13 protein-coding genes are annotated in these 16,356 nt (G+C 38.8%); 6 read left to right on the top strand and 7 right to left on the bottom strand.

Translation table 11 applies throughout. The features are described from left to right. Positions 1 to 179 precede the first annotated feature (179 nt). The 7 genes from GQR54_RS17570 to dnaA form a co-directional block, all read right to left on the bottom strand. The gene (locus GQR54_RS17570; protein WP_166379293.1) at positions 180 to 629 is read right to left on the bottom strand and encodes a hypothetical protein; all 450 of its coding nucleotides are present in this window, start codon (positions 627 to 629) and stop codon (positions 180 to 182) included. 75 nt (positions 630 to 704) lie between these two features. Next, positions 705 to 2,774, bottom strand: a complete 2,070-nt coding sequence (glyS, locus tag GQR54_RS17565; protein ID WP_166379291.1) for a glycine--tRNA ligase subunit beta — start codon at positions 2,772 to 2,774, stop codon at positions 705 to 707. A gap of 2 nt (positions 2,775 to 2,776) precedes the next feature. Then, the gene (glyQ, locus tag GQR54_RS17560; RefSeq protein ID WP_007584197.1) at positions 2,777 to 3,679 is read right to left on the bottom strand and encodes a glycine--tRNA ligase subunit alpha; all 903 of its coding nucleotides are present in this window, start codon (positions 3,677 to 3,679) and stop codon (positions 2,777 to 2,779) included. 142 nt (positions 3,680 to 3,821) lie between these two features. Next, complete coding sequence (gene gyrB, locus GQR54_RS17555; RefSeq protein WP_008172005.1) at positions 3,822 to 6,248, bottom strand: DNA topoisomerase (ATP-hydrolyzing) subunit B; 2,427 nt, start codon at positions 6,246 to 6,248, stop codon at positions 3,822 to 3,824. A 12-nt stretch (positions 6,249 to 6,260) separates the two neighbouring features. Beyond that, positions 6,261 to 7,355, bottom strand: a complete 1,095-nt coding sequence (gene recF, locus GQR54_RS17550) for a DNA replication/repair protein RecF (RefSeq protein WP_008138030.1) — start codon at positions 7,353 to 7,355, stop codon at positions 6,261 to 6,263. 15 nt (positions 7,356 to 7,370) lie between these two features. After that, a complete protein-coding gene (gene dnaN, locus GQR54_RS17545) occupies positions 7,371 to 8,474 on the bottom strand; it encodes a DNA polymerase III subunit beta (protein WP_010555149.1) in 1,104 nt (367 codons plus the stop codon). 13 nt (positions 8,475 to 8,487) lie between these two features. Beyond that, complete coding sequence (dnaA, locus tag GQR54_RS17540) at positions 8,488 to 9,876, bottom strand: chromosomal replication initiator protein DnaA (protein ID WP_166379289.1); 1,389 nt, start codon at positions 9,874 to 9,876, stop codon at positions 8,488 to 8,490. Positions 9,877 to 10,394: 518 nt separating this feature from the next. Between dnaA and rpmH the strand changes: the two genes are divergently transcribed. From rpmH to mioC, 6 genes are all read left to right on the top strand, one after another. After that, positions 10,395 to 10,529 carry a 50S ribosomal protein L34 gene (rpmH, locus tag GQR54_RS17535; protein ID WP_004335215.1) on the top strand — a complete coding sequence of 45 codons (135 nt, stop codon included), beginning with the start codon at positions 10,395 to 10,397 and terminating at the stop codon, positions 10,527 to 10,529. A 7-nt stretch (positions 10,530 to 10,536) separates the two neighbouring features. After that, the gene (gene rnpA / locus GQR54_RS17530) at positions 10,537 to 10,959 is read left to right on the top strand and encodes a ribonuclease P protein component (RefSeq protein ID WP_007584204.1); all 423 of its coding nucleotides are present in this window, start codon (positions 10,537 to 10,539) and stop codon (positions 10,957 to 10,959) included. Positions 10,960 to 11,088: 129 nt separating this feature from the next. Beyond that, positions 11,089 to 11,364, top strand: a complete 276-nt coding sequence (gene yidD, locus GQR54_RS17525) for a membrane protein insertion efficiency factor YidD (RefSeq protein WP_008138026.1) — start codon at positions 11,089 to 11,091, stop codon at positions 11,362 to 11,364. An 8-nt stretch (positions 11,365 to 11,372) separates the two neighbouring features. Further along, on the top strand, positions 11,373 to 13,010 hold the full coding sequence (gene yidC, locus GQR54_RS17520) for a membrane protein insertase YidC (RefSeq protein ID WP_024592270.1): 1,638 nt from the start codon (positions 11,373 to 11,375) through the stop codon (positions 13,008 to 13,010). A gap of 135 nt (positions 13,011 to 13,145) precedes the next feature. Further along, positions 13,146 to 14,510, top strand: coding sequence for a tRNA uridine-5-carboxymethylaminomethyl(34) synthesis GTPase MnmE (mnmE, locus tag GQR54_RS17515; protein ID WP_007584209.1), 1,365 nt, complete (start codon positions 13,146 to 13,148; stop codon positions 14,508 to 14,510). Between the two features lie 1,106 nt (positions 14,511 to 15,616). Continuing rightward, on the top strand, positions 15,617 to 16,066 hold the full coding sequence (gene mioC, locus GQR54_RS17510; RefSeq protein WP_024591277.1) for an FMN-binding protein MioC: 450 nt from the start codon (positions 15,617 to 15,619) through the stop codon (positions 16,064 to 16,066). Positions 16,067 to 16,356 lie beyond the last annotated feature (290 nt).

Raw genomic sequence — 16,356 nt, 5'->3', positions numbered from 1 at the left:
TGTTTTGGTGTTGTGAAGAATCAAACTGAATATCAGCCCCAAGCTATTTAAAGAAAGCTTGAGGCTGGTTAGAAGAGATGGTATCTACGAAATCCCCTTGGTGTTAATGCTGAATAAACACTACAACGTCCTTGTCACAAATCCATCAATTCACTCGGGCAGCTTTAAAAATACAGCTATCACTTCTTCGTTATCGTCACTTGTGGCTTGTCGTAGTCACTGTAATCAATACTTACTATGTACGTGCCTTTTATTGCTGGTGTGAAACTAAAGTAGTTATAAATAGTATTACAGTCTGCGATAGCTGGCTGGCCGAGTATTAGTTTTTGCCCTGCTGGTTGTGCGTCGCTATAGCCACAGTTGTAACCCTCGCTAAAATCGGCATCCGCTATTTTAAATTCATATACTTTACCTGGCGTACTAAATTTAACTTCTGCTTGATAAAGCGCAGGACCAACTGGCGCAAACTGATATTGGGGTTCTGCATCCCACAATGTAAAGTCGCCACGTAAGTAAATTGTGCGATCAAGCTCTTGCTGTGGCAATACATCATTAATTGAAATTTGGCTTGTACAGGCAGTCAGTAAACCAGCAATTGCTAAGGTTAAAATTCGTTTCATAGAAATCATCAATGGGGTTTCCTTTGCATACAGTGAAAACTAAAAAGCCAGCAAAACGCTGGCTTTTAAAATTGTTAATCGGTGTTATTTTTGTAAAACAGAAATATCTGCAATACCTAAAAACAATCCGCTTAACTGGCTTAGCAGCGCAAGACGATTTTGCTTAACAGCTTCATCGTCGGCCATAACCATTACGTTGTCAAAAAAGTTATCAACACTTTCACGAATACCTGCCAATTGGCTTAATGCTTCTTGGTAGTTTCCATCTGCGTAAAGTGGTGCAAGGTCAGTGGCAAATTTTGCTACTTGTGATGCCAATACTTTTTCAGCGTCGTCGCTTAATAAGCTCTCATCAACATTACCTTGGCTGGTGATGTCGTTTTTAGCCAGAATATTACCTACACGCTTATTAGCTGCTGCAAGCGCTTCTGCTGCGTCTAATGTGCGGAAGTGGCTTACGGCTTTAACACGGCGATCAAAATCAACAGGTTTAGTCGGACGACGTGCAAGCACTGCTTGAATTACGTCTACTTCAATACCTTCGTCTTGATACCAAGCACGGAAGCGCCCTAGCATAAATTCAAATACGTCAGTTGATACATTTAAGTTAGTTAACTTGTCGCCAAACAATGTTTGCGATTTAGCTACTAGGTCTAAAATATCAAGTGGTAGTTCTTTTTCTACCATAATGCGAAGTGCACCAATAGCAGCACGACGAAGAGCAAATGGGTCTTTGTCACCCTTAGGTGCTTGGCCTATACCAAAAATACCCACCAGCGTATCAAACTTATCAGCAATCGCTACTGCGCAGCTAATTAAATTTGTAGGTAAGTTGTCGCCTGCAAAGCGTGGCATGTACTGCTCGTTTTGCGCTAAGGCTACATCTTCGGCTTCACCATCGTGGCGAGCGTAATGCATTCCCATTACACCTTGCACGTCGGTAAATTCCATTACCATTTCAGTCATTAGGTCAGTTTTACTTAATAAGCCTGCACGCTGTGCTAGGTCTTTGTCAGCACCTAATTGCTCAGCAATATAACCTGCAAGCTCACTAATGCGCTCAGACTTATCTTTAAGCGTACCAAGTTGCTTTTGGAACAATACGCTATCAAGCGATTCTAATCGGCTTTCTAGGGTTTTCTTTTTATCTGTTTCAAAGAAGAACTGTGCATCAGCTAAACGCGGGCGCACTACTTTTTCGTTACCAGAAATAACCACACTTGGATCTTTACTTTCTATGTTAGATACAAACAAAAACTTATTTAAAAGCTTGCCGTTTTGATCTAATAACGGGAAGTATTTTTGATCGTCTTTCATGGTGTAGATTAACGCTTCGGCTGGTACATCTAAAAATGCTTCTTCAAATGTTGCCGTTAAAGTAACTGGCCACTCTACAAGTGATGTTACTTCTTCTAGTAAATCTTCATCCATAGCAACAACAGCGTTAACTGCTTTTGCAGCCTCTTCTATTTGCGTACGAATTTGCGCTTTACGTTGTTCGTAATCAGCAATAACGTAAGCAGATTTAAGTACGTCAAAAACGTCATCTGCATGGTTTATGCTAATTTTTTCTGGGTGGTGAAAGCGATGACCCTGAAGCTGGTTAGTTATTTGCTTACCAAGAATTTCGCCTTCAAGTAACTCATCACCAAACAAAATAGTTACCGTATGCACTGGTCGAATAAATTGTGTTTTATTCGCGCCCCAACGCATTGGCTTAGGAATTGGTAATTTAGCCAACGCTTTAGTAATTGCACCTGTCATTAGCGTTTTAGTTTCTTGCCCAGCTACTTTAGCAATGTGCAATAACCATGCGCCTTTGTCTGTTTCGAGTGTTTGTGCGTCTTTTACTTCAATACCACAACCACGTGCCCAACCCATTGCTGCTTTTGTTGGGTTACCGTCACCGTCAAATGCTGCTTTAGTAGCTGGACCACGTTTTTCAACTTCTTTGTCTTGTTGCTTAGCTTCAAGCGCTTTTACTTGTAGACCTAAACGACGAGGCGATGCATACCAGCTTACGCCTTGGTGTGCTAATTCTAGTGTTTCAAGCTCTGCAGTTAAGTTTGCAGCAAAGGCTTCTGCTAATTTACGCAGTGCTTTTGGTGGCAACTCTTCTGTGCCAATTTCTACTAATAAATTTTGTGCTGACATACTTACTTATCCTTACACAGCGGGAAACCAAGCGCTTCGCGTTTGTCATAGTAACTTTGTGCACACGCTTTTGATAACGCGCGAACGCGTAAAATATAACGTTGACGTTCAGTTACCGAAATTGCGTGGCGTGCGTCTAGTAAGTTAAATGCGTGCGATGCTTTCATTACTTGCTCGTAAGCCGGTAGTGGTAAGTTTGCTTCAATTAACTTTTGGCTCTCTGCTTCACATTTATCAAACTGAGCAAATAAGTCTTCTACGTTTGCGTGTTCAAAATTGTAAGTAGACTGCTCTACTTCATTTTGATGGAACACGTCGCCGTATGTTACACGCCCTAATGGACCGTCAGCCCATACTAAGTCGTAAATACTATCTACGCCTTGTATGTACATTGCTAAACGCTCTAGGCCGTAAGTGATCTCACCCGTTACTGGTGAACACTCAATACCACCAACTTGTTGGAAGTAGGTAAACTGCGTTACTTCCATGCCGTTTAACCAAATTTCCCAACCTAGGCCCCACGCACCTAACGTAGGTGATTCCCAGTTGTCTTCTACAAAGCGAACTTCGTGAGTTAGTGTATCGATACCCATAGCCGCTAAAGAGCCTAAATAAAGCTCTTGGATGTTATCTGGCGATGGCTTTAAAACTACCTGAAATTGGTAGTAGTGTTGTAAGCGATTTGGATTTTCACCGTAGCGACCATCGGTAGGACGACGACACGGTTGCACGTATGCACTCGCCATTGGCTCTGGACCAATAGACTTTAAAAAAGTTTGCGGGTGAAATGTCCCTGCGCCCACTTCCATATCAAGTGGTTGAATAATGACACAGCCTTGCTGCGCCCAATAATCCTGTAAAGCCAGGATCAAACCTTGAAAGGTTTTTACGTCATATTTTTGCATATTTGGCTTTTTACTATCTAAGAAGTAGCGTGAAAATTACCCTTAGTATACCGTGTGTATACTCAGGTTTTAAGCAGTTTGTGTAATTGAAGAAAATAAAAAAGGAGCCATTAGGCTCCTTTTACTATGTAAGCAATATTTTTTACACGTCTAAGTTAACTACACGTAGTGCGTTCTTTTCAATAAACTCACGACGAGGCTCTACTTGGTCACCCATTAAGGTCGCAAATAATTGATCCGCGCCAACAGCATCTTCGATCGTTACTTGTAACATACGGCGAGCACTAGGATCCATTGTGGTCTCCCAAAGCTGGCTTGGGTTCATTTCGCCCAGTCCTTTATAGCGTTGAATATAGATCCCGCGCTTCGATTCTGTGATCAACCATTCCAAAGCATCCACAAAGTTATCAACAGGTTTTGTTTTCTCACCACGTTGAATATATGCACCTTCGCTAAGGATGTTTGCGATGTTAGTACCAGTCACAGCAATGCGTTGGTAGTCACGTGACGCAATAAAGTCATAATGAAGTACGTGTGCTTTATCTACACCGTGCTGACGAATATTCACAACCGGGTAATACATATTACGCTCAGCATCATGCTCAGTACCAGCATGGAAAATAGTCGCATCTTCATCACGTGCAATCAGGTCGTCAACCAACACTTTAGTCCAAGCAATTACTTTAGCTTCATCTGAAAGGTCATCAGTTTTCAATTCTGTTTGATAAATTAAGCGTTCCATTACCGTGTTAGGGTATTTACGCTTTAAACGCTCAATTACTTTAACTGTGTTTTGATAATCGTGAACGATTTCTTCTAGTGCCTCACCTTCAAGAGCTGGTGCATCTGTACTTGCATACAACGCTGCACCATTAAGAGCAAGCGATGTTAGGTATTCAACTAATGCAGGGTCATCTTTAATATAACGCTCTTGCTTACCTTTTTTCACTTTATAAAGTGGTGGTTGAGCAATGTAAATATAGCCGCGTTCTACAATTTCAGGCATTTGGCGATAGAAGAATGTTAATAGTAACGTACGAATGTGAGAACCATCCACGTCCGCATCGGTCATGATGATGATACGGTGGTAACGTAATTTCTCAGGGTTATATTCGTCACGACCAATACCACACCCTAATGCAGTAATTAGTGTTGCTACTTCTTGTGAAGATAACATTTTATCAAAACGTGCTTTTTCTACGTTTAAGATTTTACCTTTAAGCGGAAGAATAGCTTGGTTTTTACGGTTACGTCCCTGCTTGGCTGATCCGCCAGCAGAGTCCCCTTCCACTATATATAGTTCAGATTGGGCAGGATCTTTTTCTTGGCAATCAGCTAGCTTACCAGGTAAGCCTGCTAAGTCCATTGCACCTTTACGACGTGTCATTTCACGGGCTTTACGCGCCGCTTCACGAGCACGTGAGGCATCAATAATCTTACCTACAACAATTTTGGCATCAGTTGGGTTTTCTAATAAAAACTCAGTGAATTTTTCAGCCATTGCTTGTTCAACTGCAGACTTAACTTCACTTGAAACAAGCTTGTCTTTAGTTTGCGATGAGAACTTAGGATCAGGAACTTTAACACTAACAACAGCCGTTAAGCCTTCACGGGCATCATCACCGGTAGCATTGCTGGTTGTTTTAGCTTTTTTGTTAAAGCCTTCTTTTTCCATGTAGTTATTAAGTGTACGTGTTAGCGCTGATCTAAAACCGGCTAAGTGAGTACCACCATCACGTTGTGGAATATTATTTGTGAAACAGTAAATATTTTCTTGGTATGCATCATTCCACTGCATTGATACTTCAACGCTAATACCATCTTCTTCACGTTCGTGAGTAAAATGGAATACACCTTTATGTATAGGTGTTTTATTACGGTTTAAGTATTCAACGAAAGCTTGAATACCGCCTTCGTATTTAAAGTGGTCAGATTTATTTTCTTCACGTTCATCATTTAAAATGATGCTCACACCTGAATTTAGGAATGAAAGCTCGCGTAAACGCTTGGCTAAAATTTCGTAATGAAAATCTAAGTTTGTGAATGTTTCACCACTTGGCCAAAAACGTAGTTCTGTACCAGTCGTGTCTGATTCACCAATAACAGCTAGAGGTGCATCTGGAACACCCATAGTGTAAAACTGCTCATGAAGTTTACCTTCACGGCGAACTGTAAGTTTTAGCTTTTCTGAAAGTGCATTTACAACAGAAACACCAACACCGTGTAAGCCACCTGATACTTTATAAGAGTTATCATCAAACTTACCACCGGCATGAAGTACAGTCATAATAACTTCGGCTGCTGATACGCCTTCTTCTTCATGGATAGAAGTTGGAATACCACGACCGTTATCTCGTACTGAGACAGAACCGTCTAAGTGAATCGTTACATAAATATCATCACAATGACCTGCTAAGGCTTCATCGATCGAGTTATCAACGACCTCAAACACCATGTGGTGTAAGCCTGTGCCATCATCGGTGTCCCCAATATACATTCCAGGACGCTTTCTTACTGCGTCTAATCCTTTAAGTACTTTAATACTCGACGAGTCATAATTCTCAGACATGGTTAATCCCACTTATCTTGTTATTAGGTTGCCATGTTTCACGTGGAACATTTGTAGTTCTCGTTGCATGGGTTCCACCACAGCAGAAATACTTTCAGACAAAATTGAAGAGATAAAAATTTGAGAACTGCAGTGAGCAAGTAATTGTCCCACTTTCTCTTTTGTATCTTCGCCTAACTCTGAAGGTAGATCATCTATTAGCAATATAGATTGCTTATCTGTCTCTGACTCAATTAAGCTATTTTGCGTAACTTTTAACGCATACAATAGTAACTTTAATTGACCGCGTGAGAATGTATTCTCCACGCTGTTGCCAGCGACACTAAAACTAAAATCGGCCTTATGAGGGCCTTTACTTGTAAACCCTTGGCGAGCATCTCGCTCAAAGTTTTGCTCTAACGCATCTGCAAGAGATTCGGTCTCTTTCCAACCTGCGTTAAAGGTCATTTCTAAATCACGTACAAGCGTTAATTCTGCACACATTTTATCAAAAAACTGCTGCTTAAACCTACTTATATACGCCAATCTTAATTTATTTATTTCTTCAGCCAGTCTAACAAATTCTTTGTCCCAAAACTTAATTTGGTCAAAATAATTCTTGGGCTTAGTTTTTAACAATGCATTACGTTGTTTAAGTACTTTATTGAACGATTGCCATAAAAAAAAGAACTCATGTTCCACGTGGAACAAACCTAAATCTAAAAACTTTCTGCGCTCTTTAGGCCCACCGAAAAATAAAGAATAGCTCTCTGGTGTAATAATTTGCACTGGCATGAGTTGAGCTAGTTCGGATATTTTACGGCTCGCCTTACCTTGAATTTTTAAATTAGTTTCACCCGTTTGGGTTTTACTAATACCAATTGGAATAGATAAGTCGTGTATTGTTTTGCGCCCGTGAATTACAAACTGCTCTTGCTGATGCGCGATAATACTTTTGTGTTTTGGAGTACGAAAAGATTTGCCGTGAGAAAGGTAATAGATAGCCTCTAAAAGGCTGGTTTTTCCGCTGCCGTTTTCACCATATATTATATTAACGCCGTTAACTGGTTCTAGCGTCAGCGCCTCAATATTACGAAAATATTTGAGGCTCAAATGACTTAAGCTCATTATGTATTTATAGTCTTATAAACGCATAGGCATAACAACGTACATTGCTTCTTCATCGCCTGCACCTTCAATTAATGCACTGCTGTTTGAGTCAGCTAATGTAAATAGTACGTCTTCTGTTTTTAATGTGTTTAGTACGTCTAATACGTAAGACACGTTAAACCCTATTTCTAGGTCAGCACCTTCGTAACTTACTTCAACAACTTCTTCAGCTTGTTCTTGCTCTGGGTTGTTGGCCGTAATTTTTAATAAACCGTTTGATAAGTTTAAGCGTACACCACGAAACTTTTCATTAGATAAAATAGACACTCGTTGGAACGCATTACGTAACCATTCTCGGTTAGCTGTAATTACTTTGTCGCCACCACGCGGTAATACACGACGGTAATCGGGAAAACGCCCATCAACCAGTTTACTTGTAAATGTAAACTCAATATCAATAATACGGATATGGTTAGCACCAAACTGAATTGTTACCAATTCATCGTCAGCTACCATAAGGCGCATAATTTCTTGCACACCTTTGCGAGGTATAATTAATTGACGTTGAGTATTAAGCGATTGCGTTAATTGCTTTTGCGCTATAGCTAAACGGTGACCATCTGTTGCTACTGTTTTTATATCGGTATTATCTACTTCAAACGACATACCATTTAAGTAATAACGTACGTCTTGATTTGCCATCGAAAAATGCGTGCTTTCGAGTAACTTACGAAGCTCTAAACGAGTTAGTTGAAATTCAACCTCTCCGTCCCACTCTTCTAAATTAGGAAAATCATCAGCCGATAAAGTCGTTAATGAAAAACGGCTTTTACCACTGGTTAAAAGTAATTGATGCTCTTGCAAGCTTAAAGTAATGTCTGAACCATCTGGTAGACTTTTACAAATATCGAGTAACTTTTTAGCGGGTAACGTTAGTTTTGTATCGGCAATATCATCACCTACAAATACGCCAGAAACTAATTCAATTTCAAGGTCAGTACCCGTCATTGAAAGTTGTCCGTTTTCTACCACTAACAAAACGTTAGATAAAATTGGCAACGTGTGTTTGCGCTCTATTGCGCCCGACACTTGCACCAATGGCTTTAAAAATTGTTGTCTTGATATTGTTATTTGCATAATAAAGTCAGCCCTAAGATGACAATGTTCTTATTAAGTTTTGGTAATCTTCTTTAATTTCGTGGCTTTCGTCACGTAGTGATTTTATCTTACGACATGCATGTAATACGGTCGTATGATCGCGTCCACCAAATGCGTCACCAATCTCAGGTAAGCTGTGATTAGTTAATTCTTTAGATAATGCCATAGCTACTTGGCGCGGCCTCGCTATAGAGCGGCTGCGGCGCTTAGATAACAGATCTGATATACGAATTCGATAGTACTCAGCAACAGTGCGCTGAATATTGTCTATGGTAACCAGTTTATCTTGCAAGGCAAGTAAATCGCGTAGCGCTTCTTTTACAAAATCAATTGAAATTGGACGACCCGTAAAATTAGCATTAGCGATTACACGGTTAAGTGCACCCTCTAGCTCACGAACATTTGAACGTAATTTTTTGGCAATAAAAAAAGCAACTTCGTGTGGTAAGTTAATCTTACTTTGCTGGGCTTTTTTCATTAAAATAGCAACGCGTGTTTCAAGCTCTGGTGGCTCAATCGCAATTGTTAATCCCCAACCAAAACGCGATTTTAGCCTGTCTTCGACCCCTTCAATCTCTTTAGGGTAACGGTCAGAGGTTAAAATAATTTGTTGGTTGCCTTCAAGCAATGCATTAAAGGTATGAAAAAATTCTTCTTGTGAACGCTCTTTGTTAGCAAAAAATTGAATATCATCAATCATTAATGCATCAACACTGCGGTAATAACGCTTAAATTCTTCTATCGCATTATTTTGAAGTGCCTTTACCATGTCTTGAACAAAGCGTTCTGAATGCATGTAAACAATTTTAGCATCTGGCTTATTTGCCATAATGCCATTACCTACTGCATGTAATAAGTGAGTTTTACCTAAACCAGTGCCACCGTATATAAATACAGGGTTAAAAGCAGAGCCAGGATTGTCGGCAACCTGTGTGGCCGCAGCTTTTGCTAGTTGGTTTGATTTACCTTCAACAAAGCTATCAAAAGTATAGTTTTCTTTAATGTTAGATTTGTAACCTGACTTAGGTGCAGGTTCAACAACTGGCTTTTGCTCGCGAGGCTGTTGTTTTGCGGAAGCGTGTGCACTCGGTGCCGATTGAGTTTCTATAACCGTTGCAGCTTGTGCATTTAATAAAGGTTTACTACCTACATCAAAACGTAGTTTTGGTGCTTCAACACCACAAATCTCTACTAGTAATTCGTTAATTCTATTTAGGTACTTTTCTCTCACCCAATCAAGCACAAAGCGATTAGGTGCATAAATCGTCAAGGTATCTTCGGTACTTTCTGCTTGTAGCGGTCTTACCCACATACTGAATTGCTGCGAAGGCAGCTCATCTTGCAATACATATAAACAACTTTGCCAAACCGACAGATACACAGTTAAACTCCCAGAGATATAATTTTTATTCCCGCACATCATTAATGATTATAAATCATACATTTATTGCGTTCAAATGGTCCAATAAGCGACCCAAGACCGCGTATTATGAAGACACTTTATCCACAAGTAAAAGATTGATTTTTATAAAATTGTTGATATCGATGTATAAAATCATTAACAAGCTGATTTAAAACAGTTTTTATTTTAGATCCTGAGAGGAGATCATAACAAAATAATACCAAGATCGCGAACCAAATTTACGATCCAATTTACTTTTCCCCCGCTTTTATTCACTTTTTATACAGGGGCTGTGGAAAACTTCTTATTTATGATGATCCTAACAGATCGCCTTATATGATCTCTTATATAGTAGTAGGTGGGTTATATACCCTTAACGTAATTATGATTGACTTTACATTACTTACTCTATAATATCTCGCGCTCGCAATGGCACCTATGCCAGGATCGCGACCTGTATAGGATGTTTTAACTTTAACCGATCGGATGAGATTGTTATGAAAAGAACTTTTCAACCTAGCGTTTTAAAACGCAAACGTGCACACGGCTTCCGTGCTCGCATGGCAACTGTAAATGGCCGTAAAGTATTAGCACGTCGCCGCGCTAAAGGCCGCAAAGTTCTTTCTGCTTAATTTATAAGTGGAAGACTTTAGCTTTGGCAGGGAGTTACGTCTGTTAACTCCCTCGCATTACTCTCGCATATTTAATGAACCCGCTCGGGCTGCAACTCCTTTCTTTACTCTATTAGCTAAACCAAATGACCAAGAAAAACCTCGGTTAGGTCTTACTGTTGCTAAAAAACGTGTAAAAAAGGCATGCCAACGAAACCGTATTAAACGTCTCGCTCGCGAAAGTTTTCGTTTAAATCAACACAGCATCGATAATATTGATATTGTGCTTATGGTTAAAAATGGTATTGATGAGCAGTCTAATGAAGAAATAACCAAACAACTTACTAAATTATGGCGAAAAATTAACGAACGCTGTAAACCAGGTGCACCTAAACCGCCACCTTTTAAGAAACGCCCAAACAAATCAGCTAAATCTAACAAACAAACCTAATTGCAATAGAATTGCAGGGTTAATTAATGTATCTTTAGCTCACCTTTTAATCATGCATTTAAATTTTCTAATTGAGTCTTTAAATACATGATATCTATCTCACTAAACTTAAGTAGGGGCATAAACATCATGAGGTTACTTAAACCACTTGTTGCTTTACCAACTTTTTGTTTAGTGTTATTTATCCGCGGTTATCAAAAGTGGATTAGCCCGCTGTTAGGTCCGCATTGTCGTTTTAATCCAACCTGTTCTAGTTATGCTATTCAAGCAATTAAATTGCATGGATCGGTAAAAGGTAGTTGGTTAGCTTTAAAACGCATATTAAAATGCCATCCTTTACATTCAGGCGGAGACGACCCCGTTCCTGAAAAATTAACCCATATTAACCACCAACACGAGAAATAAGAGCTGTTATGGAATCGCAACGCACGTTTTTATTAATTGGCCTAATGCTAGTGTCGTTTTTATTGTTCCAAGAATGGGATAATGATTACAACAAGCCTAAAGTCGATCCAAGTGCCACAACACAAACACTACAAGCAAATTCACCAGAGTCGGATGATTATATTCCTTCATCGTCAGATTCAGAGTTACCTGCTTCAGCAACTTTAGCTAAGCGTTCAGTTATTGAAATTACAACTGACGTTTTTAAAGTTAAAATTGACACCAAAGGCGGTGACATTGTTGAAACAGACCTTCTTCAATACGAAGAGACAAAAGGCAGTGAAACGCCTTATATGCTTCTTGGTCAGCTTGATGGTGGCAAACAATACTTTTCACAAAGTGGCTTAATTGGCTTAAATGGCCCTGACGCATCTGCTAACGGTCGCCCTACTTACAATACCGAACAAAAGTCATATACCTTAACGGGTGATGAGCTTCGCGTTCCACTTCAGTTTACTGATAGTAATGGTGTTAGTTTTACTAAAACGTATGTATTCAAAAAAGGTCAGTATGACGTAGGCTTAGAATACAAAATTAACAACACTACCAGCGCACCTCTTCAAGTACAGCTATACACGCAAATTAAGCGTACCGTACAAGAAAAAGGTAGCATGGTTGATCAAAACTATTTAGGTGCTGCATACGGTACTGATGAAGAAAAATACGAAAAGTATAGTTTTTCAGATATGGCTGATAAAAACCTAAATAAAAGCACACAAGGTGGTTACGTTGCCTTTATTCAACATTACTTTGTAAGTGCTTGGGTTCCAATGCAAGATCAATCAAATACACTTTATAGCTTAATTACAAAAAGTAATGCCGCTATTATTGGTGCTAAAGATCCCGCTGTAAATATTCAAGCTGGTAGTGAGCAAACATTAACTGCTACTTATTATATGGGCCCGAAAGAGTCAGATATTCTTGAAGCGATTCACCCTGACCTAGACCTAACCGTAGATTACGGTTGGTTATTTTTTATCTCGCAACCTTTATTTGTATTGCTAAAATGGCTACACAGCATTTTAGGTAACTGGGGTGTAGCAATTATTGCCATCACTATTATCGTTAAATCGTTAATGTACCCACTTACTAAAGCGCAATACACTTCAATGGCAAAAATGCGTGCCCTACAGCCTAAAATGGCAGCCCTTAAAGAAAAGTTTGGTGATGACCGTCAAAAGTTCGGCCAAGCAACTATGGAAATGTACAAAAAAGAAAAAGTTAACCCAATGGGTGGCTGTTTCCCTATTTTGCTACAAATGCCAATTTTCTTAGCCTTGTTCTACGTATTCTTAGAGTCTACTGAACTTCGCCATGCTGAATTCATTTTTTGGTTAACTGACCTTTCTGCGAAAGACCCGTACTACGTATTGCCAATATTATTTGGTGCGAGTATGTTTGTGACGCAAAAGCTACAACCTATGACGGTTACTGATCCAATGCAGCAAAAAATGATGACCTTTATGCCGGTTATCTTCTCTGTATTCTTCTTATGGTTCCCATCTGGTTTAGTTCTTTACTGGTTAGTGTCTAACCTTATTTCTATTGTCCAGATGTTAATCATCTACCGTGGCATGGAAAAGAAAGGAATTAAAGTAAGAGGCTAACTAAGCTCCTACTTATATAAAGGCGACTTCGGTCGCCTTTTTTATTGCCTGTTTTTCACCACAGCTATTCGCTACAAATAAATCGATAGGTTACAATACGGGCATAAAGTTACTCATCGTTGGCAAATTAATAGCATGATCAATCAAGATACAATTGCAGCACAAGCAACAGCACCTGGACGTGGTGGTGTTGGTATTATTCGCGTTTCAGGTAGCCTTGCTAAAAGTGTCGCCGAAAAAGTAGTAGGTAAAATACCTAAAGTTCGCTACGCCGATTATGTGCCATTTAAAAGCCTTGCTGGCGAGCAACTTGATCAAGGTATTGCCATTTACTTTGCAGGTCCTAACTCATTTACTGGTGAAGACGTACTTGAATTACAAGGCCACGGCGGTCCTGTAGTACTGGATATGTTACTTAAAGAAATTAGTAAAATAGAGGGCGTTCGTTTAGCAAAGCCTGGTGAGTTTTCTGAGCGCGCATTTATGAATGACAAGCTTGATTTAACACAAGCAGAAGCCATCGCCGACTTAATTAATGCCACTAGCGAGCAAGCCGCTAAAAGCGCCCTACAGTCTCTCCAAGGTGAGTTTTCTAAGCACATAGAAACACTCGTAGAAAAAGTAATTCACTTACGCATGTATGTAGAAGCGGCAATAGATTTTCCTGATGAAGAAATTGATTTTCTATCAGATGGTAAAGTGTCAGGCGACTTAGACGCGATTATTACTCAGCTTAACACTGTAACCAACCAAGCCAAGCAAGGCAGTATCATGCGCGAAGGTATGCGTGTTGTTATTGCAGGTCGCCCTAATGCGGGTAAATCAAGCCTGCTTAACGCTCTAGCCGGTCGTGAAGCCGCAATCGTAACAGAAATAGCCGGTACCACTCGCGATGTACTACGAGAGCATATACATATAGATGGTATGCCACTGCATATTATAGATACCGCAGGCCTTCGTGAAAGCCCAGACAGAGTAGAACAAATAGGTATTGAGCGTGCATGGGATGAAATAAACCAAGCCGACCGCGTTTTATTTATGCTTGATGGCACTGATACTATAGATACTGACCCGCACAAAATTTGGCCTGAATTTATGGCAAAATTACCAGAAGGTATGGGGGTTACGGTCATCAGAAATAAAGCTGATTTATCGGGCGACATAGTCGGAATGGAGCAAGAGCAACAATACCCGGTTATCAGCTTAAGTGCTAAAAATGCTGACGGTATTGAACTTGTTCGCGAGCATTTAAAAGCTTGTATAGGCTTTCAAGGTGCAACAGAAGGTGGCTTTATGGCGCGCCGTCGTCATTTGGATGCACTAGAAAGTGCTGCGTATCATTTAGAAACGGGTAAAACACAGTTAGAAATGCACATTGCTGGTGAAATACTCGCTGAAGAACTGCGTTTAACACAGCAGTATTTGAATGAAATAACCGGTGAATTTACCTCAGACGACTTACTTGGCAAAATATTTAGCTCGTTTTGTATTGGTAAATAAACACCCTATTACAGATATATTTTTATTATAAGAGCACTTAAGTGCTCTTTTTTTATGTAAAATATTCTGCTGTAAAATATGTATTTATACACCTGATGCCTGCAAATTACTGCCAATAAAATCATATCCAAAACTACTTTTGTTACGTGCTAAGAGAGGTCTGATTATATAGAGTAGGCAATACTGAGAGTGCTTATTGGGGGAATTAATAGCACAAATTACACCTATTATTAAGGCTAAAACCGATGCCTTTTCAAACAACCGCACGCTTTAATAGCATTATATGTCATACAAAAAGTAGTTATAAATGGCTTCCTTATACTTACTTTAGCTCACAAAAATGCACTAAAACACACCTCATACACGCAAAAAATAATGCTATTCGCTCAATTAAAGAGCTAAAAAACACTGATTAGTACTCTAAAAAGCTTACTTTTGACAACATATAATTTGATAATCACCGTGATTTTTAAATAAAATAACTCAACTGTTAAGTATTCAAAACTTTTGATCTGCTAACTCCACCAGCAAAATTAATAAAAATAGCAGCTCTAAATTCGCATAAAATTAAAAATACCGAGATCACTTATCCACAATACCTAATTTTCAGCTCAAATAAATACCAAAACTAGGTAAATCAGTCGCAAAAACCTCATGATCAATTGTAATTTATCTATTTATGAACTTATTTTTAATTAATTTCATTAGATCTGCTTTATTAGATCATTTTTAAAAATTATTTTCGATCTAAATTTAAGGTTATCAACAGGCTTTATATCCACATTATGATCAACATGTATTTTTAATTGAGATATTTACAATTTAATTTTTTACTGACAAGTAATATCAATAACTTAGCGAATATAAAACAACCTAAAAAAACAGTTTAAGCAGAGCTTTCCCCACTGTTATCAACAACTTGATCAGAAGATTACACTTAAAGATAATTTGTTAAACATCATATTATCAACAACTTAAAGACACAATTTTGAATGAGTGTAAAATTACCGCAAAAATAGTTATACAAAAAAGCACTCTTAACTTTACTGTTATCCTCACTCAGTTATCATAGGCGGCAATTAAAACCAATGTGATCACTAATATTCATGAGTTCAGTAAATCTTATTGTCGGCAGCCAAATGGGATCAGCCGAGTATGTTGCAGAGCAATTAAGCGACGCGCTTAATAACCTTGGTATTACTACGCAACTACATGATCAACCTGAATTTAGCGATATTGATCAGCAAAATACCATTTGGTTAATCTGCACATCAACTTATGGTGCAGGTGATTACCCTGAAAATCTTATTAGTTTTGTTGAAGATGTAACTCAAGCAGATGATTTATCTGAATTAAAATATTCAGTAATCGCTTTAGGCGACACTAGTTATGACACTTATAACCTAGCAGGACGTAATATAGATGCCTTATTAACTCAAAAAGGCGCTATAAAAGTAGCAGAACGTTTAGAGCTTAATATTCTCGATGAAGCACTACCAGAAGACACTGCATTAACATGGTTAGACTCTTGGATAGCTCAAACAGGCATAAAATAGATAGATCAAGTAAAAAGTTATATATAAAGTTACCCACAATTTACTAATAATTTAATAGGTTTTGTGGATAAAGATTGAATAAACTGCGTTTTAAAGCATGCTTATCCATTGGATAAGATCTAACTGATTCAACCCTGTGCATAAAGTGCCTTTTTGATCAGAGCTTATTTGCTGGATGATCCGATCATATTAACACCTTTAGATCTGATCTAATTTCATGTTTTAAATGAAGATCTAAACCTTATCAACAGAATAGTCGATCAGTAGTAGTAATAGTAATAAAAGATCTC

The organism is Pseudoalteromonas sp. Z9A4 (assembly GCF_011378845.1).
GTDB classification, from domain to species: domain Bacteria; phylum Pseudomonadota; class Gammaproteobacteria; order Enterobacterales; family Alteromonadaceae; genus Pseudoalteromonas; species Pseudoalteromonas arctica.
This window is presented reverse-complemented; position numbering and strand designations above follow the sequence as displayed.

What these genes read in the sequence shown, in the direction of transcription:
- GQR54_RS17570 (WP_166379293.1), bottom strand. Translation starts at nt 629, where the DNA reads ATGATTTCTATGAAACGAATTTTAACCTTAGCAATTGCTGGTTTACTG.
- glyS (WP_166379291.1), bottom strand. Translation starts at nt 2,774, where the DNA reads ATGTCAGCACAAAATTTATTAGTAGAAATTGGCACAGAAGAGTTGCCA.
- glyQ (WP_007584197.1), bottom strand. Translation starts at nt 3,679, where the DNA reads ATGCAAAAATATGACGTAAAAACCTTTCAAGGTTTGATCCTGGCTTTA.
- gyrB (WP_008172005.1), bottom strand. Translation starts at nt 6,248, where the DNA reads ATGTCTGAGAATTATGACTCGTCGAGTATTAAAGTACTTAAAGGATTA.
- recF (WP_008138030.1), bottom strand. Translation starts at nt 7,355, where the DNA reads ATGAGCTTAAGTCATTTGAGCCTCAAATATTTTCGTAATATTGAGGCG.
- dnaN (WP_010555149.1), bottom strand. Translation starts at nt 8,474, where the DNA reads ATGCAAATAACAATATCAAGACAACAATTTTTAAAGCCATTGGTGCAA.
- rpmH (WP_004335215.1), top strand. Translation starts at nt 10,395, where the DNA reads ATGAAAAGAACTTTTCAACCTAGCGTTTTAAAACGCAAACGTGCACAC.
- yidD (WP_008138026.1), top strand. Translation starts at nt 11,089, where the DNA reads ATGAGGTTACTTAAACCACTTGTTGCTTTACCAACTTTTTGTTTAGTG.
- yidC (WP_024592270.1), top strand. Translation starts at nt 11,373, where the DNA reads ATGGAATCGCAACGCACGTTTTTATTAATTGGCCTAATGCTAGTGTCG.
- mnmE (WP_007584209.1), top strand. Translation starts at nt 13,146, where the DNA reads ATGATCAATCAAGATACAATTGCAGCACAAGCAACAGCACCTGGACGT.
- mioC (WP_024591277.1), top strand. Translation starts at nt 15,617, where the DNA reads ATGAGTTCAGTAAATCTTATTGTCGGCAGCCAAATGGGATCAGCCGAG.